The sequence below is a fragment of the Pseudomonas sp. DY-1 genome (genome assembly GCF_003626975.1).
Classification (GTDB): domain Bacteria; phylum Pseudomonadota; class Gammaproteobacteria; order Pseudomonadales; family Pseudomonadaceae; genus Metapseudomonas.
Genome location: NZ_CP032616.1, coordinates 3,140,018 through 3,160,820 on the forward strand (window position 1 = coordinate 3,140,018; position 20,803 = coordinate 3,160,820).

Below are 20,803 nucleotides of genomic sequence, written 5' to 3' on the forward strand. Positions count from 1 at the left end.
TCGTCAAGGCACTCAGGCGACGCCGTAACTGCGCGGCAGGCGCAACTCAGTCAGGGTGCCGCCTTCTTCATGGTTATAAAGTTTAACCGTACCGCCGGCACGGGTAACGCTGGCCTGGCTCAGGAACAGACCAAGACCGAAACCCTTGCCCTTGGTGGTAAAGAATGGCCGCCCCAGTTGCTCGGCAATAGCCAGGGGGACGCCGGCGCCATGGTCGCGGATGGTCAGTACCATCCACTGGTGGTCCCAGTTGACGCGAATGTCGAGCTTTTCCGGGCAGGCATCGGCGGCGTTGTTTAGCAGGTTCAGCAATGCCTGGGACAGGTCTGCCGGCGGTTTCAACCGGGGCGCCACGCCAAGTCCCATGCACTGGTAGCGGTAGGTGGCTTCCGGACGCATCAGGTGCCAGCGGTTGAGGGTGACTTCCAGCCACTCGATCACCGACTGTTCCACCACCGCCTGGCGACGATCAGCTTCGGCAGCACGCACCAAGTGCTGCAAGGTGTCCTTGCATAGCATCACCTGCTCCTGCAACAGGGCCAGGTCGTCCTGCAGGCTGGGCTTGTCGCCATGCTCCTGGCGCAGCTCCTTGAGTAGCACGCTCATGGTCGCCAGCGGGGTGCCCAGCTCGTGGGCAGCGCCAGCGGCCTGGGTGGCCACGGCCAGCAACTGCTGGTCGCGCATGCTTTCTTCACGGCGCACCGCCTGCAACTGGTCCTGTCGACGCAGTTCGTCGGCCATGCGGGCGACGAAGAAGGTGATCAGCGCCGCCGCCAGGGCAAAGCTCAGCCACATGCCGTAAATCAGCAGGGACTCACGCTGGCCAGTAGGCATCTCCAACGGATGGAACAACACCAGCAGCAGGGTGTACGCCGCCAACGCGAGACCGGAGAGGGTCAGGGTGTAGAGCCAGGGCAGGGTCGCCGCGGCGATGGTCAGCGGCACCAGGTAATAGGAAACGAAGGGGTTGGTGGAGCCCCCCGAGAAGTACAGCAGCACACTGTGGATAACCAGGTCGAAGCCGAGTTGGACGGAGTACTCCAGCTCCGTCACCGGCCAGGGGCCGCGCAGACGCAAGGCCGTGCCGACGCAAAGTACCAGCGAGACCCCGAGAGTCAGGCTCAGAGCGATCCAGGGCAATTGCAGCAGCTGGGCCTTGTAGGCAAGTCCTACCGAACCGGCCTGGGCGGCCAGGACGAGGATGCGAATCAGGGTCAGCCGCAGTAGGTTCTGGCGGCTGGCAGACAGAAGTTGTACGGGTTCTAGCATGTGCACTCCCAGGAATCGCCGGAGTATAACCAAGGCACACCTCGGCCCGCCTCTGTGCGGCAACTCGCCGCAGTGAGTCCACGCCGGGGCGGCAATGGAACTTCTGTAGGAGCGAACCCATTCGCCAAGGAAGGCGCAGCTGCCCCCTCGACTTCCCAGGGCAGACCTGCGGCCTGCCTGGCGAATGAACTCCCCCACAATCAGAAAGCCAGCATTGGCTGGAACAACCGTCCCGATTTCTGGTCAATTTGCGTCGCCGTTAACCCGAATGGCCGTTTACCCTCGTCCAATACGGAGAAACACCGCGCAACCCGCGCGGAAACCTGTCCCACAAGGAGTCGTCATGCCCAAGTTCACTCGCCTCGCCGCCGCCCTTGCCCTTTGCGCCGCCAGCCTTGGCAGCCTCTCGGCCCAGGCGGCCGACGATGTGCACTACAACCAGGTAGCCGTACGTGCCGAGGTCAGCCAGGAAGTGGCCCATGACCTGATGCACGTCACTCTTTATAGCGAGTCGCAGAACACCGACCCGGCCAAGCTCGCCGACGAGATCACCCGCACCCTCAACGCCGCCGTGGAAAAGGCCCGCAAGGCCAAGGGCGTGACCGTCAGCCTGGGCAGCCGCAACAGCTACCCGGTGTACGACGAGAAAGGCCAGAAGATCACCGCCTGGCGCGAGCGCGCGGAACTTCGCCTGGAGAGTGCCGACTTCGCCACCCTGTCCCAGCTCAGCGCCGATATGCTGGGTGACCTGAAGATGGCGGGGATGAACTTCAGCATCGCCGAGAAGACCCGCAAGACCCACGAAGACGATCTGATCAAACAGGCCGTGGACGCCTTTAAAGCCCGCGCACAACTGGCTACCGACGCCCTCGGCGGCAAGGGCTACAAGCTGGTCAACCTGAGCCTGAACAGCGCCGGCTTCCAGCCGCCACAGCCGATCATGATGCGTGCCATGGCTGCCAAGGGTTACGCCGATGGCGCCGCCGCCCCCGAGATCGAAGCCGGCACCAGCCGCGTCAGCGTCAGTGCAGACGGCACCATCGAAGTGCAGATGCCCTGATCAGGCGCTGGGCGCTGCCGTTTGCGGGGCTGCGCCCTCCCCTCGCCCGCGGCCTGGATTTGCAGAATTGCGACAAGGCCTTACAGCTTTATTCCACCTACTACACTCTTTCCGGTCCAGCTATTGCGTCGGGCATATGCCCTGCATAGCTTCTCGCAAGGCCCTCACAAAGGGCCCCTCAAGATGACAAACAGAATAAACATGAGGTCAACATGCGTAAAAACGCCGTCATCCAGGCACTTGTCGCCGCTGGGCTGATCGCCAGCGCACCTTTCGCCAGTGCTGCAAGCAACCTGGTGTTCTGCTCCGAAGGCAGCCCCGCCGGTTTCGACCCGGGCCAATACACCACCGGCACCGACTTCGACGCCGCCGCTGAAACCGTATTCAACCGCCTGACCCAGTTCGAGCGTGGCGGTACCGCGGTTATCCCGGGCCTGGCCGAGAAGTGGGACGTATCCCCCGATGGCCTCAGCTACACCTTCCACCTGCGCAAGGGCGTGAAGTTCCACACCACCGACTACTTCAAGCCGACCCGCGAATTCAACGCCGACGACGTGCTCTTCACCTTCCAGCGCATGCTCGACAAGGACCACCCGTTCCGCAAGGCGTACCCCACCGAATTCCCCTACTTCACCGACATGGGCATGGACGCCAACATCGCCAAGGTGGAGAAGGTCGACGACAACACCGTCAAGTTCACCCTCAATGGCGTGGATGCAGCCTTTATCCAGAACCTGGCCATGAGCTTCGCCTCCATCCAGTCCGCCGAATACGCCGACCAGTTGTTGAAGGCCGGCAAGGCCGCCGACATCAACCAGAAGCCCATCGGCACCGGCCCGTTCGTGTTCAGCCGTTACCAGAAAGACGCGCAGATTCGCTTCAAGGGCAACAAGGACTACTGGCTGCCGGGCGAGGTGAAGATCGACAACCTGATCTTCGCCATCAACACCGACGCCTCGGTGCGCATGCAGAAGCTCAAGGCTGGCGAATGCCAGGTCACCCTCTTCCCGCGTCCGGCCGACCTGGATTCGCTGAAGAAAGACGCCAACCTGAACATGCCGTCGCAGCCGGGCTTCAACCTCGGCTACATCGCCTACAACGTCACCCACAAGCCGTTCGACAAGCTTGAAGTGCGCCAGGCGCTGGACATGGCAGTGAACAAGAAAGCCATCATCGACGCCGTCTACCAGGGCGCTGGCCAGCTGGCCGTGAACGGCATGCCGCCGACCCAGTGGTCCTACGACGAGTCCATCAAGGACGCCGGCTACAACCCGGAGAAGGCCAAGGAACTGCTGAAAGCCGCCGGCGTTGCCGAAGGCACCGAAATCACCCTCTGGGCCATGCCGGTTCAGCGTCCGTACAACCCTAACGCCAAGCTGATGGCCGAAATGCTTCAGTCCGACTGGGCCAAGGTAGGCATCAAGGCCAAGATCGTCACCTACGAATGGGGCGAGTACATCAAGCGCGCCAAGGGCGGCGAGCACGACGCCATGCTGATCGGCTGGAGCGGCGACAACGGTGACCCGGACAACTGGCTGGGTACCCTCTACGGTTGCGACGCTGTCGACGGCAACAACTTCTCCAAGTGGTGCGACGCCAGCTACGACAAGCTGATCAAGCAAGCCAAGGCCACTCCGGATCAGGCCAAGCGTACCGAGATGTACAAGCAGGCCCAGCACATCCTCAAGGACAACGTGCCGATCACCCCGATCGCCCACTCCACGGTCTACCAACCGATGCGCAAGAACGTGCAGGACTTCAAGATCAGCCCGTTCGCGCTCAACTCCTTCTATGGCGTGAGCGTCGGCAAGTAAGCCGGCAAACGGGGCCTTCACAGGCTATGTGAAAACGTCGCGAGCGAAGGTCAGGCAAAGCGAAGACCGCCGAAAAAGCACAGTTTACGAGTTGTAAATGAGCATTTTGAGGCGGTCTTCAACGCAGCATCACCAAGCGCAGCAATTTTCACACCGCCTGTTCGGGCTCCGTTTCGTTTACCCCATCAAGGAAGTCCGATGCGCCGAAGCCTGTTGTCCCTCGCTCTGTGCCTTCCCCTCTATTCAATGGCCAGCCAGTCCCTGGTGGTCTGCACCGAAGCCAGCCCCGAGGGCTTCGATATCGTCCAGTACACCGCCGCCACCACGGCCGATGCCTCCGCCGAAACCGTCTTCGACCGCCTGGTGCAGTTCGCTCCCGGCAGCACCCGGCTGCAACCGGGCCTGGCGGAAAGCTGGAGCATCAGCCCGGACGGCCTGGCCTACGAGTTCGAGCTGCGCAAGGGAGTCACCTTCCACAGCACGCCCTGGTTCACCCCCAGCCGCGAGTTCAACGCCGACGACGTGCTCTGGAGCTTCCAGCGCCAACTGGACCCCAGGCATCCCTGGCACAAGCTGTCCCCGCGCGGATTCCCCTATGCCGAATCCATGGCCTTCGCCCAGTTGATCGAGCGCATCGAGAAACTCGGCGAGCACCGCGTACGCTTCACCCTGAAACACCCCGAGGCGCCCTTCCTGGCCGACCTGGCCATGGGCTTCACCTCCATCTATTCCGCCGAATACGCCGACCAGTTGCTGAAAGCCGGCAAGACGGACCAGCTCAACCGCGAGCCGGTAGGGACTGGCCCCTTCGTCTTCGAGCGCTACCGAAAGGATGCGCAGATCCGTTTCCATGCCAACCCGACGTACTGGGCAGGCAAGCCAGCGGTGGAGAAACTGCTGTTCGCCATCACCCCCGATCCCAATGTACGCGTACAGCAGCTCAAGGCCGACGCCTGTCATATAGCGGTCTACCCACGCCCCACGGACATCGCCGGCCTGCGCCAGGAGCCGGAGCTGCAAGTGCTTGAGCTGGACTCCCTGCTCACTGCCTACGTCGGCATCAACACCCGCCATCCCCCGCTGGATGACGTCCGTGTGCGCCAGGCCATCAACCTGGCCTTCGACACTCGTGCTTACTTGCGCGCGCAGTTCGGCGAGGGCAACGCGAGCCTCTCCGTTGCGCCGTACCCGGCCACCCTGCTGGGCTTCAACGACAAGATCGTGCCGTGGCCCCACGACCCGGCGAAGGCGCGGCAGCTAATGGCTGAGGCCGGTCACAAGGATGGCTTCAAACTCGCCATCTGGACCCGCCCCGGCGGTGGCCCGACCAACCCCAATCCCGGCATTGGCGCACAGATGCTCCAAGCCGATCTGGCCGCGATCGGCATCAAGGCGGAGATTCGTGTGTATGAATGGGGCGAGCTGATCAAGCGCGCCAAGAACGGTGAACACGACCTGGTGTTCATGGGCTGGGCTGGCGACAACGGCGACCCGGACAACTTCCTCACGCCGAACCTGTCCTGCGCAGCGGCGAAGTCCGGTGAGAACCAGGCCGGCTGGTGCAACCAGGAATTCGACGGCCTGATCCGCGAGGCCCGCGCCATCACCGATCCGACCCGGCGCGCAGAGCTCTATCGCCAGGCCCTGGCGATCTTCCACGAACAGGCGCCGTGGATTCCCCTCGCGCATCCCAAGCAGTTCGCTGCTGTGCGCAAAGGCGTGGAGGGGTTCCAGCTGAACCCGATGGGATCGAACAATTTCGCGCGGGTTAAGGTGAACCCGTAGACCGTTTCCCTGTAGAGGCGAATTCATTCGCCAAGCAGACCACAGGCCTGCCCTTCAGAGTCAGAGCGGACCTCGACGTCCCTCACCCCAGCCCTCTCCCAGAGGGCGAGGAGGGCGTCCGTGCCGGCGCTCAGCCTTGCACTGTCCCCGTGGGAGCGACCTCAGTCGCGAAAGCAGGTCGAAGACCTGCCCTCAGGCCTCCAACCCGAACGGATCGTCGATGGAATGGCTCGGCTGGGTAAACCAGCGTGGCCCGGACGCGGTCATGTAGAAGTGGTCCTCCAGGCGAATACCGAACTCGCCCGGCACGCAGATCATCGGCTCGTTGGAGAAGCACATGCCCTCGGCCAGCGGCGTCGCGTCGCCGCGTACCAGGTAGGGACCTTCATGGATATCCATTCCGATACCGTGACCAGTGCGATGGGGCAGGCCGGGCAGTTGGTAGTCCGGGCCCAGACCGGCAGCCTCCAGGCTGCGGCGGGCCGCAGCGTCCACCACCGCGCAGGGCTCACCCAGACGTGCGGCGTCGAAGGCGGCCTGCTGTGCGGCCTTCTCGGTGTTCCACAAGGCGCGCTGGCGTTCGCTCGGTGTCCCGAACACGTAGCTGCGAGTGATATCCGACTGATAGCCATGGAGCTGGCAACCGGTGTCGATCAGCACCATGTCGCCGTCCTTGAGTACCTGCGCATGCTTCACGCCGTGTGGAAACGCGCTGGCCTCACCGAACAGCACGATGCAGAACGTCGAACCCGGCGCGCCCACCTTGCGGTGCGCCTGGTGGATGAACTCGGCAACTTCGGTGGTGCTGATGCCCTCGCGCAGGATGCTCGCGGCAGCTTTGTGCACTTCCAGGGTCATGTCCTTGGCGCGCTGCATCAGCGCCAGCTCGGTCGCGGACTTGTGGAAGCGGCAGGGGTTGATCACACAGGCTGCATCGATGAAATCGAAGCCCGAGTCGAGGCGGCGGATACCGTCGTACATGAAGAAGGCCAGCGACGGACACAGACCAACCTTGGCGTCGGCAGCGATGCCCATGCCGACCAGCATCTCCAGCAGCAGGCGATAGGGGCTCTCGTGTTCCTGCCAGGTGTGGATAACACCGTCCACCTCGCGAAAATCGCGAATGGTGCCCTCCTCGAACGCTGGGGCGATATAGGCCAGTTGGCCATTGGCAGGGAGCACGGCGCCGACCATGCGTTCGCTCGGGCTCCACTTAACCCCGGTGAAGTAGCGCAGGTTGCTGCCGGCATTCAGGTAGATGGCCGCGATGCCCTGGTCACGCATCAGGCCCTGGGCCTTGGCAATGCGCGCCTGGTACTCGCCGAGGCCGATCGGGCCCATTCCCGCGACCATGCTCGACAGGCCAGCCAGTGCCTGTTCCGAAGTCTTGCCGCCTACACCTACTGTCATGTTGTTCTCCCGAGTCGTGTTGCAGTGCGCCGAATTTAAGTTCCACTTAAATTATCGTCAACGCCAATTTTCAGTCCCACTTAATTTCAATAAGGCGACAAGCCTTTTCTACAATGCGCCGCCCGTTATACTGGCGCCCTTCAGAACAAGAGCCACGCCAATGACCGTAGAACAGATCGGCGAACGGTTGCGCCGCTATCGCCGCGCCGCCAACAAGACCCTGAACCAAGTCGCCGCCGAGTCGGGTCTCACGGCCAGTTTCCTGTCCCAGGCGGAACGCAACCTCACCGGTGTGTCGATCTCCTCCCTGGCGAACATCGCCAGATCGCTGGGGATTCCACTCAACGCCCTGTTCGACCAGCCCGTCCAGCACCAGCCCGATTCCCACCACGGTCAGCGCGTGCGCTACACCATCGGCGGCCAGCCGCTGGCCTACGAGCGCCTGTCCAGCAACTTCCCCGGCAACCTCATCAATGCAGTGAAGATGAGCATGCCGGTGGGTTACCAGTCCGAACTCATTTCCCACGAAGGCTCCGAGTTCGCCTATGTGCTGACCGGACAGATCGTCTACACCATCGAAGGTCGCAACTACCCGCTCGGCCCAGGCGATTCGGTCCATTTCGATGCCGCCAAGCCGCATTTCCTCGCCAATTCCGGCGACGAAGTCGCCGAGGTTCTGACCGTCACCACCATGGGTCTTTTCGACGACCATCCCACGCCCTGACCGGCCAGTTCCCGGAAGTAAGCAGCACTGAATTTAAGTTGACCTTAATTTCAGCATCACTTAAGTTCGGCCTCGGCCGGCGGAGGCGCAAGCATCCCTTTCCCATTCGCCGCCATCGCCCGCCCGGGTACGCCGGCATCCGGCCCCTCGGCTCGCGAATGACGGGCAGCCTGCGGCCCACGAAGCCGCAGGGTCAGGTGCAACGGACACCACAGGCTTCGACCACCTGAAACGCCGCCCTCAGAACAACAACAACGAGGTTCGCATGCGTCAGAAAACCAAGATCAAGACCATGATCGCCGCCGGTCTGCTCCTCGGCTCCGGCTTCACCCACGCCGCCAGCAACCTGATCTTCTGCTCAGAAGGCAGCCCCGCCGGCTTCGATCCGGGCCAATACACCACCGGCACCGACTTCGATGCGACCTCGGAAACCATCTTCAACCGCCTGGCCCAGTTCCAGCGCGGCAGCACCAAGGTCGAACCGACCCTGGCCAGCAGTTGGGACATCGGTGAAGACGGCAAGCGCTACGTCTTCCACTTGCGCCCCGGCGTGAAGTTCCACACCACCGACTACTTCAAGCCGACCCGCGAGTTCAACGCCGACGACGTGCTCTTCACCTTCCAGCGCATGCTCGACAAGGACCACCCGTTCCGCAAGGCGTACCCCACCGAGTTCCCCTACTTCACCGACATGGGTCTGGACAAGAACATCGCCAAGGTGGAGAAGGTCGACGACATGACCGTGGCCTTCACCCTGAACGAAGTGGACGCCGCCTTCATCCAGAACCTGGCGATGAACTTCGCCGCGATCCAGTCCGCCGAATACGCCGACCAGTTGCTCAAGGCCGGCAAGGCCGCCGACATCAACCAGAAGCCCATCGGCACAGGCCCCTTCGTGCTCAAGCGCTACCAGAAGGACGCGCAGATCCGCTTCACCGGCAACAAGGACTACTGGAAACCGCAAGACGTGAAGATCGACAACCTGATCTTCGCCATCAATACCGATGCCTCGGTGCGTGCCCAGAAGCTCAAGGCCGGCGAATGCCAGGTCACCCTCAACCCGCGTCCTGCTGATATCGAGGCCCTGAAGAAGGACCCGAACCTGCAGGTGCCGAGCGAGCCCGGTTTCAATCTCGGCTACATCGCCTACAACGTCACCCGCGCCCCCTTCGACAAACTCGAAGTGCGCCAGGCGCTGGACATGGCGGTGAACAAGAAAGCCATCATCGACGCCGTCTACCAGGGCGCTGGCCAACTGGCCGTGAACGGCATGCCGCCGACCCAGTGGTCCTATGACGAATCCATCAAGGACCGCGACTTCAACCCGGAAAAGGCCAAGGAACTGCTGAAAGCCGCCGGCGTTGCCGAAGGCACCGAGATCACCCTCTGGGCGATGCCGGTTCAGCGTCCGTACAACCCCAACGCCAAGCTGATGGCCGAAATGCTCCAGGCCGACTGGGCGAAGATCGGCATCAAGGCGCGCATCGTCAGCTACGAATGGGGCGAGTACATCAAGCGCGCCCACGCCGGCGAGCACGACGCCATGCTGATCGGCTGGACCGGCGACAACGGTGACCCGGACAACTGGCTGGGCACGCTCTATGGCTGCGACTCGGTGGACGGCAACAACTTCTCCAAATGGTGCGACGCCCGCTACGACAAGCTGGTAAAAGCGGCCAAGGCCACCGCCGACGTCGAGAAACGTACCGAACTCTACAAGCAGGCCCAGCACGTCCTGCAGCAACAGGTACCGATCACCCCCATCGCGCACTCCACGGTCTATCAACCGATGCGCGCCAGCGTGAAGGACTTCCTGATCAGCCCCTTCGGACGCAACAGCTTCTATGGCGTTTCCAACGGACGCTGAGTGATCGAGGCCGGGGAACCGGCCTCCTTCGCAACCTCAAGTCGGCGAGTAGACCGGCCGAGGCCAATCTCACCTGCCACCACAAACGCAAAGCGCCGCCTTCCCGTTCCCATCGGACCGGCGCCTTTACCTATGCGGCCTAAACTGCAGGGAATGGTCAGGACGCTGACCAGCATTACAAAGATGAGGAGTGATTCGCCCAAATGCTGAGTTTCATTGCACGCCGACTGGGACTTCTGATCCCCACCTTCTTCGGCGTCACCTTGCTCACCTTCGCCCTGATCCGCCTGATTCCCGGCGACCCGGTGGAAGTGATGATGGGTGAACGTCGGGTCGACCCGGAAATGCACGCCCAGGCCATGGAACGCCTCGGTCTCAACAAACCGTTGCCGGAACAGTACCTGGACTACATCGGCAAACTGGCGCAGGGCGACCTTGGCGAATCGCTGCGTACCCGCGAAGGCGTCTGGAACGAGTTCCTCACGCTGTTCCCCGCTACCCTGGAACTGGCCATCGCTGCGCTGATCTTCTCCGGCACCCTCGGCGTGCTTGCAGGCGTGATCGCCGCCTTGAAGCGAGGCTCGCTATTCGACCACGGGGTGATGGGCATTTCCCTGGCGGGCTACTCGATGCCGATCTTCTGGTGGGGCCTGCTGCTGATCATGTTCTTCTCCGTGTGGCTGGGCTGGACGCCAGTGTCAGGGCGCATCGACCTGCTCTACGACATCGAGCCGAGAACCGGCTTCATGCTCATCGACACCCTGTATTCCGAAGAGGAAGGTGCCTTCGTCGACGCCCTGCGCCACCTGATCCTGCCCGCCATCGTACTGGGCACCATCCCCCTGGCGGTGATCGCCCGCATGACCCGTTCGGCGATGCTCGAAGTGCTGCGCGAGGACTACGTGCGTACCGCTCGTGCCAAAGGCCTGTCGCCGGCTCGCGTGGTCTTCGTCCACGGCCTGCGCAACGCGCTGATCCCGGTACTCACCGTTTTCGGCCTGCAGGTAGGCACCCTGCTTGCGGGTGCGGTGCTGACTGAAACCATCTTCTCCTGGCCCGGCATTGGTAAATGGCTGATCGAAGCCATCGGTGCCCGCGACTACCCGGTGGTGCAGAACGGCATCCTGCTGATCGCCTGCCTGGTGATCGTGGTGAACTTTGTCGTGGACATCCTCTACGGCCTGGTTAATCCACGCATCCGTCATCAGCGTTAAGGAGACCTGACGTGACCACAATGCAACCCCAGGTCGACCCGAGCATCCTCTACCCTTCCCCGCTGAAGGAGTTCTGGAAGGCCTTCGCCCACAACAAGGGCGCCGTCGGCGGCCTCGCCTTCATGATCCTGATCGTCTTCTGCGCCCTGTTCGCCCCCTGGGTCGCACCCCATGACCCGAGCGAGCAGTTCCGCGACTTCCTGCTGACCCCACCGGTCTGGCTGGAAGGCGGACAGGCGCAGTTCCTGCTCGGCACCGACGAACTCGGCCGCGACCTGCTCTCGCGCCTGATCTTTGGGGCCCGTCTGTCCCTGCTGATCGGCCTGGCCTCGGTGGTGATGTCACTGATCCCGGGCATCCTGTTCGGCCTGCTCGCAGGCTTCTTCCCGCGCCTGCTGGGTCCATCGATCATGCGCGTGATGGACATCATGCTGGCCCTGCCGTCGCTGCTGCTGGCCGTGGCCATCGTCGCCATCCTCGGCCCAGGCCTGATCAACACCGTGATCGCCATCGCCATCGTCTCCCTGCCCTCCTATGTGCGCCTGACCCGCGCCTCGGTGATGGGCGAGCTGAACCGCGACTACGTCACCGCGTCGCGTCTGGCCGGTGCCGGCCTGCTGCGCCTGATGTTCGTCACCGTGCTGCCCAACTGCATGGCGCCGCTGATCGTCCAGGCCACCCTGAGCTTCTCCTCGGCCATCCTCGACGCCGCTGCCCTGGGCTTCCTCGGCCTTGGCGTGCAGCCGCCCACTCCCGAGTGGGGCACCATGCTGGCCTCCGCGCGCGACTACATCGAACGCGCCTGGTGGGTGGTTTCGCTGCCTGGCCTGACCATCCTGCTCAGCGTGCTGGCGATTAACCTGATGGGCGACGGCCTGCGCGATGCGCTGGACCCGAAACTCAAGAATGCAGTCTGAGGAGCCCGCCATGAGAATCTCCGTTCCGCGCCGGCTTCTCGTAGGCGCCAGCTTGCTGGCGAACCTGCAGCCCCCCTTCGCGAGCAAGCTCGCTCCTACAACGTCGCGTTCAAGCGTTGCGCATTGCCTGGAGACCGCCGTATGAGCCTCCTTGAAATCAAGAACCTCAGCGTGCGCTTCGGCGACGCCAACGCCGTCCCGGTGGTGGATGGCCTCGACATCTCGGTGAACAAGGGCGAGGTGCTGGCCATCGTCGGCGAGTCCGGCTCGGGTAAGTCGGTCACCATGATGGCCCTGATGGGGCTGATCGATGCCCCCGGTCGTATCACCGCCGACAGCCTGCGCTTCGACGGTCACGACATGCTCAAGCTCAAGGGTCGGCAGCGTCGCCATATCGTCGGCAAGGACCTGGCGATGGTCTTCCAGGACCCGATGACCGCCCTCAATCCCAGCTACACCGTAGGCTTCCAGATCGAGGAAGTGCTGCGCCAGCACCTCGGGCTGAAGGGCAAGGCTGCTCGCCAGCGCGCCCTGGAGTTGCTGGAACGGGTGGAAATCCCCGGCGCCGCCAGCCGCCTCGATGCTTACCCGCACCAGCTTTCCGGCGGCATGAGTCAGCGCGTGGCCATTGCCATGGCCATCGCTGCCGAGCCCAAGCTGCTGATCGCCGACGAACCCACGACGGCACTCGACGTGACCATCCAGGCGCAGATCATGGACCTGCTGCTGGACCTGCAACGTGACCAGGGCATGGCCCTGGTGCTGATCACCCATGACCTGGCGGTGGTGGCCGAAACCGCTGACCGCGTCTGCGTGATGTACGCCGGTCAGGCCGTGGAAATCGGCGAGGTGCCGCGCCTGTTCGACGAGCCCACCCACCCCTATACCGAAGCCCTGCTCAAGGCGATTCCCGAGCACAGCCTGGGCGCCCACCGCCTGTCGACGCTGCCCGGCATCGTCCCCGGACGCTATGACCGGCCACACGGCTGCCTGCTGTCGCCGCGCTGCCCTTACAGCCAGCCCAACTGCGTGGCCCAGCGTCCGAGCCTGGACCCGCACGCCCATGGTGCCGTGCGCTGCTTCTACCCCCTTAACCTGATCGAGGTGGCGCGATGAGTGCCGTATTGACCGCCCGCGAACTGACCCGCCACTACGAAGTCTCGCGGGGCCTGTTCAAGCCCCATGCCCTGGTGCGCGCCCTCAACGGTGTGTCCTTCGAACTGCAGGCCGGCCGTACGCTGGCCGTGGTCGGCGAATCCGGCTGCGGCAAATCAACCCTGGCCCGTGCCCTGACCTTGATCGAAGAACCCTCCTCCGGCTCGCTGCAGATCGCCGGCCGTGAAGTGGCGGGCGCCAGCAAGGACGAACGCAAACAACTGCGCCGCGATGTGCAGATGGTCTTCCAGAATCCCTACGCGTCGCTCAACCCGCGGCAGAAGATCGGCGATCAGCTGGCAGAACCGCTGGTCATCAACTCCGGCCTGTCCCGCGTGGAACGCCGCGAGCAGGTGCAGGCGATGATGCAGCAGGTGGGCTTGCGCCCTGAGCATTACCAGCGCTACCCGCACATGTTCTCCGGCGGCCAGCGCCAGCGCATCGCACTGGCCCGGGCCATGATGCTCAATCCCAAGGTGCTTGTGGCGGACGAGCCCACCTCGGCGCTCGACGTGTCGATCCAGGCCCAGGTACTCAACCTCTTCATGGACCTGCAGGAACGCTACAACACCGGCTACGTGTTCATCTCCCACAACCTCGCGGTGGTGCGCCACGTCGCCAACGATGTGCTGGTGATGTACCTCGGCCGCCCGGCGGAAATGGGCCCCAGCGATCTGATCTACGAGCGTCCGCTGCACCCTTACACCAAGGCCCTGCTCTCGGCCACACCGGCGATTCATCCGGACCCGAGCAAGCCGAAGATCAAGATCGCCGGCGAACTGCCCAACCCGCTAAACCCGCCGTCCGGCTGCGCCTTCCACAAGCGCTGCCCTTACGCGACCGAGCGCTGCAAGGTGGAAGTACCGGAGCTGCGCCTGCTCGACGCTCGCCAGGTGGCCTGCCACAACGCGGAGAGCATCAACGGTTAAGGGGTTGATCAGGAAACCCTTGTAGGGGCGATTGAATTCGCCCCTACAGATCCCGCAGCACCGCCAACCTCACCCCAAACCCCACCAGCACTCCACCGAACAGCCACTGCTGCACCCGCTGTACCAGCGGGCGGCGCCCCAGCCAGCGGCCCAGTCCTTCCCCGGCCAGCGCATAGGCCGAATCGAAAACCAGTCCCGCCGCCACCAGCACCACGCCGAGTAGCGCGAACTGCAGCCCCAATGGTCCATCAGCCGGGCTGACAAACTGCGGCAACAGCACGGAACAGAACACCAGCGCCTTGGGATTGAGCAGATTGGTCAACAGACCTCGCCGCAGCGCCTGCCCATACGCCCGCGAGGACTGACGCGCGCCTTCCACCACCAATGCCGAAGTCTCCGCCTGGAACAGCTTTACCCCCAGCCAGAGCAGGTAGGCAGCACCAGCCAGGCGCACGAGGTCGAAAGTCCAGGGCGCGGAGCGGAACAGCACCGCCAGCCCGAGGCCGGCGAGCGCCACATGGCAACTGCGCGCCAGCGCCAGCCCAAGTGCGGTGGCCAGGGCCATGGCGCGGCCCTGGCGGGCGCCGGTTTGCAGCAGGAGGATCATGTCGGGACCGGGCAACAGGTAGACCACTGCCAGGGCTATCAGGAAAGCAGTCATTTCTTCGCTCCAGGTCGAGGTATGGAGGAAAAATTCTAGGGCCGAACGCCAGGGCAGGTGCTTGCGTATTTGACTGCAAAAGCCATGATTCATGAAATTTCCTGCCATTCAAGAACCATACTACGAGCGCTTATGCCAAAACTTAAACTTGATGCTCTTGACCACCGCATCCTCGCCGCGCTGCAGCGCGACGGCCGCCTGTCCAACGTGCAACTGGCAGACGAGATTGGCCTGTCCGCCTCACCGTGCCTGCGCCGGGTGCGATTGCTGGAAGAGGCTGGGGTGATTCGCGGATACCACGCCAACCTCGACCGCGACGAAGTGGGGCTGGGTTTGACGGTATTCGTGGGGATCAAGGTGGAACGCCACGGCCAGGAACAGGCCGACGCCTTCCGCGAAGCGGTGATCAGCCTGCCCGAAGTGATCTCGGTGCACCTGGTATCGGGCGAATCGGACTTCCTGCTGCAAGTAGTCGTGCCAGACCTGCGCGCCTACGAGCAGTTCCTCACAGGCACCCTGCTGAGGCTGCCCGGCGTCAGCGATATCCGCAGCAATTTCGCCATACAGACCGTGAAGGCGCCCTCGCCGCTACCGTTGAACCACCTGCCGAAATGACCTGCCGCGCGAACGGGCTGCTTCTCTGTGGGGGCGAATTCATTCCCCCCCACACAGTGCAATGGACCTAACGTCCAAAGAACCGATAGAACTCCCGCAACTCATCCTGGGTATCTGCCAGGCTGACGGCCGTGAAACGCAGCACCTGGTTGGCCGGACACTGGGCCAGGAGCCCGAGGTCCAGGGGGTGGACCCAGCCGAGCACCGGGTATCCCCCCATGGTCTGCCGGTCCGCGGTGAGAATGATCGGCCGGCCATCCGGCGGCACCTGGACAGCGCCGATGACCACGCCCTGGGACCACTGCCGTTGCGGCGCGACCATGGCCTTGCCTTCCAGGCGCGCGCCCATGCGGTCGGATTGCGGGCTGAGCAGCCAGGCCCCTTCGAAGAAGGCTTGCACCTGCTGCTCATCGAAGCTGACAGCATCGCCGCCAATCATCACCCGCAGCAGCTGTGCTGACATGTAGTCCGGCTGCCACGGCCAGGGCACGCTGGCGCCGCGGGGAAATTCGCCTCGGCTACCGGCAAGCAGATCCCCCCTTGCAAGACGAACGCCCTCGCCATCCAACCCGCCCAGGCCTTCTCGCATCTGGCACGCGACGCTGCCCAGTACCGGCTCGGCGCGAATGCCGCCTACCAGCGCCAGGTAGCTGCGCTGGCCACTGCGGGCGAAGCCGATCTGCAGGCGCTGGCCAGGTTCAAGACGAAAGCGCGACCAGTTGAGGCGAGGTTCGCCATCTACGCTCAGCGGCATATCGGCACCCGCCAGCGCGACCCAGAGCGCCTCCTCTGCCTCCAGCTCCAGGCCCCCCAGGGAGATTTCCACAACCGCGCAACTGCGTGCGTTGCCCAACAGACGATTGGCCCAAGCTGCTGCCAGCGGGTCCATGGGACCGGCCGGAGAAACGCCAAGATGCTGCCAGCCATGACGGCCGGCGTCTTGCAACAGGCTCAGGGGGCCGGGCTTGATCACGCGCAAGCCACTCATGAATCGCCTCCGCCTTCGGCGCGATAGCGGGCCTCGTCGATGGCGAAAAATCGCACGCGGTCCCCCAGGGCAAGCGGGCAAGGCGGCTCGCGGTGCGCATCGAAGAGCGTCCAGGGACACAGTCCCAGTAGATGCCAACCGCCCGGGGATGCCTGGGGATAAATCGCCGTCTGCCGCTCGGCGATAGCCAGGCTGCCGGCCGGTACGCGTATGCGTGGGCTGCTGCGACGCGGCAGGGCCAGACGCGGATCGAGGCCACCGAGGTAAGCGAAGCCAGGCGAGAAACCGATGGCACCGACCCGGTACTCGGCACCGCTGTGGATATCCACCAGTTCGCCGATCGAGAGGCCACAGGACTCGGCCACCCAGGCCAGGTCCTCACCGCAGTACCAGATGGGGATTTCATGCAACTGGCCGGTTTCAGCCACGGCCGGCGCGGTCAGCCAGGCTTCCAGCAGCGGCTCGATACGTTCGGCCAGGGCGAGGTGGTCGGTACGGGTCAGGTCATAGTGCAACAGCAGGGTGGTCCAGCCAGGCACCAGGTCGAGAAGCAGGTGCCCCAGCTCGCGCCGCAGGACGCCGGCCAGCGTAGCGATGCGCTGCGGTAGCCAGGCATCCGGTTCGTCAGCCAGCACCAACAGCAATGCTTCAGCGCCAGCGGGCTCGAGGCGGATCATAGGGCGTCCAGCTTGCCTCGCAAACGGCGCAACACGGCCAGGGATTCGGGGTTGTCACCATGCACGCAGAGGCTGTCCGCCACCAGCCGCAGGGGTTTGCCATCGATGTCCGGGAAGGGCTCGCCAACGGCGATGGCCAATGCCTGGTCGAGGATGCGTTCGGCATCGTGGTGCACGGCTCCGGCCATGCGCCGGGACGCCAGTTGGCCATCGGAGAGATAGGCACGGTCGGCGAAGGCCTCGAACATCAGCGGCACATCGGCGGCATCGGCCAGTTGCAGCTCGCGGCTGTTGTCGGCCAGCGCCAGCACCATCAGCGGCAGCCCCTTGCGATAGCTGGCGCAGGCATCGAGGACCGCTTCAAACAGAGCGTCATCACGCACCAGGTCGTTGTACAGCGCGCCGTGCGGCTTCACGTAGGCCACCTGGGTACCGACCGTTCGGCAGAACGCTTCCAGTGCACCGATCTGGTAAAGCACCTGGGCGCGCACTTCCTCCGGCGTACAAGCCATGTGGCGCCGCCCGAAACCGGCAAGGTCCGGGTAGGCCGGATGGGCGCCGATGCGCACGTTGTGACGCAGCGCCAGCTCGACGGTGCGTTGCATGGTCAGGGGATCGGCGGCATGGAAACCGCAGGCCAGGTTCGCCTGGTCCACCAGCGGCATGGCGAGCTCGTCGTCACCCATGCGCCAGGCACCGAAGCTTTCCCCCATGTCGCAGTTCAGCAGGATTCGTCTGTTCATGAAGCGGATTATGGCTAAAGCCGGCGCTCTTGTAGGAGCGAATTTATTCGCGAAAAGGGTTGGCACCGAGCAGGCCTGACGTTGCCCTCACCCCCGCCCTCTCCTGCAAGCGGGAGAGGGGGCTGTCCGTGCCCTCGAACTGTTCTTCATTTTTCCTGTAGGAGCGAATTCAGTCGTCAAGCAGGCCGAAGGTCTGCCCTTGAACGATCCCCCTCCCGCCGCAAAAAAACGCCCCACACAAGGCGGGGCGAACATTCCCCAGGAGCAGGGATCACTCGGTTCGGCGCTTCGCGCCGTCAATACACGTCGCGTCGGTAGCGGCCTTCGTCATTCAATTGCTGCAGCACCTCATCACCGAGGATGTCGCGCAGAGCGCGGTCAACGCCTTCAGCCATGCCTTGCAGGCTGCCGCAGACGTAGATCACCGCACCTTCGTCGATCCAGGCACGCAGCTCGCCGGCAGCTTCGCGCAGGCGATCCTGTACGTAGATTTTCTCGGCCTGGTCGCGGGAGAAAGCGAGGTCCAGGCGTTGCAGCTCACCCTTGGCCAGCCAGCCTTCGATTTCTTCGCGACAGTAGAAGTCGTGAGCCTGGTTGCGCTCGCCGAACAGCAGCCAGTTGCGATTGCGCCCGGCGGAGATGGCCGCCTTGAGCAGGCTGCGCAGGCCGGCGAGGCCAGTGCCGTTGCCGATGAAGATCAGCGGGCGGTCTTCGTCGATCAGATGGAAGCGGCTATTGCGGCGAAGGCGCAGCGGCATGACGGCGCCTTGCGGCAGGTAGTGGGTCAGCCACCCGGAAGCGATACCCAGGCTGCCATCAACGTGCTGCTCCTGGCGCACGATCAGCTCCAGTGCACCGTCACTGGCCAGCGAGGCGATGGAGTACTGGCGAACGGACAGGCCGATCAGCGCCTGCACCACGGCTTGTGGCTGCAGGCCCACCAGATGCTCGAACGAGCCCGGCAACAGGCGACCGGCCAGTGCCTGGCGCAGCGACTGGCGCAGGCCGTCCAGCTCCACCGGCGCGTCGCCGTCGAGGTGGTGCCTGGCAAGCCAGGCCTCGACGACCGGTTCGGCCTGACTCGGGAGGATTTCAACCAGGTCGCCGGCCTGCCAGTCCACCTGGCTGCCCGCCGGGGCGCGCAGTCGTAGAAGCCAGGTGGATTCACCCTGGCTGCCCGGATTCAGGTGTTCACGTTTTTCCAGTGTCCAGCTTTCGAAGCCTGGGCCGCTCCAGGGGGAGAGCACGCTTCCACCCGATACCTGGGCCAGTTGCTGCTGCCAATGGTGCAGTGCGCCACTATCACCGTTGTCCACTTCCACCGGCTCGAACAGTTGACTCGCGCCCTGCCCTTTCAGCCAGGCCTGCAGGCGACGGCCGAAGCCGCAGAACTGTTCGTACTGGCGATCACCCAGGGCCAGCACGGCAAAACGCAGGCCGGCAAGCTGGGAAGCCTGACCGATCACCTTGCGTTCGAAGCCGCGGGCGTTGTCAGGCGCTTCGCCGTCGCCGAAGGTGCTGACCACGAAGAGTGCATTGCTGGCTTGGGCCAGGGTCGCACCATCCAGGGTGGCGAGCGGCTCGACGCGCACTGGCAGTCCGGCAGCCTGCAGCTGCCCCGCGCTCTGCCAGGCCAATTGCTCGGCGAATCCGCTCTGGCTGGCGAAGCCGATCAGCCAGGAATCCTTGCCACCGCTCTCGGCCAAGCCGCCACGGGCCGCCTTGACTGCACGCTTCTTGCGTCGACGGTCGAGATAGAGCAGCCAGCCGGTGACGAAGAATAGCGGCATGGTCAGGCTCGCCAGCATCACCAGGATGCGCCCCGTCAGGCCGAAATATTCACCCACGTGCAGCGCATAGATGCTGGTCAGCAACTGTGCCTTGAAGCTCTTGTCGGTGTAGCGCTCACTACGGATCACTTTGCCGCTGACCGGATCAAGGGCGATCTGGTTGAGGGCGCGCGGGTGCGCGGCATCTTCCAGCAGGTAAAACACCTGGGCCGGCCGGCCGCCCACCGGCGGCAGGCGCAGGTTGTAGACGCTCATGCTCGGGCCAGCTGTTTCGCGGATGCTCTTCCATACGGCGTCATAGTCGACCACCAGCGGCGGCCCCGAAGGTGCCTGCACCCCCTGGCGGCCAGGGCCTTCGCCGCGGCGCTCACCTGGTTTGCCTTGCTGGCCAGCGGGGGCATCGGACAGCAGCCGATTAAGGCCTTCGCGGTACCACCCGTAGGACCAGAACAGGCCAGTCAGGGCGGCCAGGAGATAGAACGCCAGGCACCAGGTACCCGCCACGGCATGCAGGTCCCAGTTGAAGCTGCGCCCCTTGCGCGACCAGTCCAGGGTCAGCCAGGCACGCCAGCTGCCAGCCTTGCGCGGCCAGCGGAGGTAAAGGCCGGAAAGGCAGAAGAAGATGAGGATCAGGGTGCAGGCGGCGGTGATCTGCTTGCCGAACTCGCCCATGGCGAGGAAACGGTGCAGTTGCAGCATCAGGCCGAAGAACTGCTGGCCGGCGGGCTCGCCCAGCAGCTCACCGGTGTAGGGATCGAAGTAACGCCAAGGGCCACGACGCTCCCCGGGAGGCGGCGCGAAAAATACACGGGCGGCATGGTCGTTGTTGGTTTCGACCCAGAGGCCGGACACCTTCTTGCCTTCTGCAGCCTCGATCTTGCTCACCAGTTCGGCGGGCGGCAGCACGCCGCCATCGCGCACCTCGACCGTCAGGGTCTCTGGATTGAGCAAACGCAGGATTTCTTCCTGGAAGCTGTAGGCAGCCCCGGTGATGCCCATCAAAGCCAAGACCAGACCGGCACTGATACCGAACAGCCAGTGCAGCTGGAACAGGGTCTTCTTCAACACGTGATATCCCTCGGATACGCACCTGGCGGTGCGTCAAATCGCTGGTTCGCGGCAGGCCCCATGCCTGACCGGGCTGCGATTTTATTTGAGAACGGGATGCATTAAATCAGGAAAAGA

At 63.9% G+C, this 20,803-nt stretch carries 17 protein-coding genes; 10 read left to right on the forward strand and 7 right to left on the reverse strand.

Going from position 1 to position 20,803, the window contains the following annotated elements; translation table 11 throughout:
- Positions 1-12: 12 nt before the first annotated feature.
- Entirely contained in the window at positions 13-1,269 is a 1,257-nt protein-coding gene (locus tag D6Z43_RS14830) for an ATP-binding protein (RefSeq protein ID WP_120652922.1), read from the reverse strand.
- A 343-nt stretch (positions 1,270-1,612) separates the two neighbouring features.
- Here D6Z43_RS14830 and D6Z43_RS14835 point away from each other — a divergent pair, with 343 nt between their 5' ends.
- The 3 genes from D6Z43_RS14835 to D6Z43_RS14845 all read left to right on the forward strand — a co-directional run bounded on the left by D6Z43_RS14835 (position 1,613) and on the right by D6Z43_RS14845 (position 5,928).
- Entirely contained in the window at positions 1,613-2,329 is a 717-nt protein-coding gene (locus tag D6Z43_RS14835) for an SIMPL domain-containing protein (protein ID WP_120652923.1), read from the forward strand.
- A 212-nt stretch (positions 2,330-2,541) separates the two neighbouring features.
- The gene (locus tag D6Z43_RS14840; RefSeq protein ID WP_120652924.1) at positions 2,542-4,143 is read left to right on the forward strand and encodes an ABC transporter substrate-binding protein; all 1,602 of its coding nucleotides are present in this window, start codon (positions 2,542-2,544) and stop codon (positions 4,141-4,143) included.
- A 198-nt stretch (positions 4,144-4,341) separates the two neighbouring features.
- On the forward strand, positions 4,342-5,928 hold the full coding sequence (locus D6Z43_RS14845) for an ABC transporter substrate-binding protein (RefSeq protein ID WP_120652925.1): 1,587 nt from the start codon (positions 4,342-4,344) through the stop codon (positions 5,926-5,928).
- A gap of 192 nt (positions 5,929-6,120) precedes the next feature.
- Here the strand turns inward: D6Z43_RS14845 and D6Z43_RS14850 are convergent, their stop codons facing one another.
- Positions 6,121-7,338: a Xaa-Pro peptidase family protein gene (locus D6Z43_RS14850; RefSeq protein WP_120652926.1), complete on the reverse strand. Its 1,218-nt coding sequence runs from the start codon at positions 7,336-7,338 to the stop codon at positions 6,121-6,123.
- 160 nt (positions 7,339-7,498) lie between these two features.
- Between D6Z43_RS14850 and D6Z43_RS14855 the strand changes: the two genes are divergently transcribed.
- From D6Z43_RS14855 to D6Z43_RS14880, 6 genes are all read left to right on the forward strand, one after another.
- On the forward strand, positions 7,499-8,062 hold the full coding sequence (locus D6Z43_RS14855; RefSeq protein ID WP_120652927.1) for a helix-turn-helix domain-containing protein: 564 nt from the start codon (positions 7,499-7,501) through the stop codon (positions 8,060-8,062).
- 265 nt (positions 8,063-8,327) lie between these two features.
- Positions 8,328-9,929 carry an ABC transporter substrate-binding protein gene (locus D6Z43_RS14860; protein WP_120652928.1) on the forward strand — a complete coding sequence of 534 codons (1,602 nt, stop codon included), beginning with the start codon at positions 8,328-8,330 and terminating at the stop codon, positions 9,927-9,929.
- Positions 9,930-10,132: 203 nt separating this feature from the next.
- Complete coding sequence (locus tag D6Z43_RS14865) at positions 10,133-11,143, forward strand: ABC transporter permease subunit (RefSeq protein WP_120652929.1); 1,011 nt, start codon at positions 10,133-10,135, stop codon at positions 11,141-11,143.
- Between the two features lie 20 nt (positions 11,144-11,163).
- Positions 11,164-12,060, forward strand: a complete 897-nt coding sequence (locus D6Z43_RS14870; protein ID WP_120652930.1) for an ABC transporter permease subunit — start codon at positions 11,164-11,166, stop codon at positions 12,058-12,060.
- A gap of 141 nt (positions 12,061-12,201) precedes the next feature.
- A complete protein-coding gene (locus D6Z43_RS14875; protein ID WP_120652931.1) occupies positions 12,202-13,176 on the forward strand; it encodes an ABC transporter ATP-binding protein in 975 nt (324 codons plus the stop codon).
- Positions 13,173-14,144, forward strand: coding sequence for a peptide ABC transporter ATP-binding protein (locus D6Z43_RS14880; protein ID WP_120652932.1), 972 nt, complete (start codon positions 13,173-13,175; stop codon positions 14,142-14,144). Before D6Z43_RS14875 ends, D6Z43_RS14880 begins: the two co-directional genes overlap by 4 nt.
- 43 nt (positions 14,145-14,187) lie before the next feature.
- On the opposite strand, the gene D6Z43_RS14885 is transcribed toward D6Z43_RS14880, so the two are convergent.
- Positions 14,188-14,805 carry a LysE family translocator gene (locus tag D6Z43_RS14885; RefSeq protein ID WP_120655274.1) on the reverse strand — a complete coding sequence of 206 codons (618 nt, stop codon included), beginning with the start codon at positions 14,803-14,805 and terminating at the stop codon, positions 14,188-14,190.
- 132 nt (positions 14,806-14,937) lie between these two features.
- On the opposite strand from D6Z43_RS14885, the gene D6Z43_RS14890 reads away from it, so the two are divergent.
- Positions 14,938-15,420 (forward strand): Lrp/AsnC family transcriptional regulator, encoded by a 483-nt coding sequence (locus D6Z43_RS14890; RefSeq protein ID WP_120652933.1) that lies wholly within the window; start codon positions 14,938-14,940, stop codon positions 15,418-15,420.
- Positions 15,421-15,487: 67 nt separating this feature from the next.
- Here D6Z43_RS14890 and D6Z43_RS14895 read toward each other — a convergent pair whose 3' ends face one another.
- From D6Z43_RS14895 to D6Z43_RS14910, 4 genes are all read right to left on the reverse strand, one after another.
- The gene (locus D6Z43_RS14895; RefSeq protein WP_120652934.1) at positions 15,488-16,408 is read right to left on the reverse strand and encodes a biotin-dependent carboxyltransferase family protein; all 921 of its coding nucleotides are present in this window, start codon (positions 16,406-16,408) and stop codon (positions 15,488-15,490) included.
- Positions 16,405-17,085, reverse strand: a complete 681-nt coding sequence (locus D6Z43_RS14900) for an allophanate hydrolase subunit 1 (RefSeq protein WP_120652935.1) — start codon at positions 17,083-17,085, stop codon at positions 16,405-16,407. The genes D6Z43_RS14895 and D6Z43_RS14900 overlap by 4 nt, the downstream gene beginning before the upstream one ends.
- A complete protein-coding gene (locus tag D6Z43_RS14905) occupies positions 17,082-17,828 on the reverse strand; it encodes a 5-oxoprolinase subunit PxpA (protein ID WP_120652936.1) in 747 nt (248 codons plus the stop codon). The genes D6Z43_RS14900 and D6Z43_RS14905 overlap by 4 nt, the downstream gene beginning before the upstream one ends.
- 296 nt (positions 17,829-18,124) lie before the next feature.
- Positions 18,125-20,683, reverse strand: a complete 2,559-nt coding sequence (locus tag D6Z43_RS14910) for a sulfite reductase flavoprotein subunit alpha (protein WP_256661037.1) — start codon at positions 20,681-20,683, stop codon at positions 18,125-18,127.
- Positions 20,684-20,803: the final 120 nt, after the last annotated feature.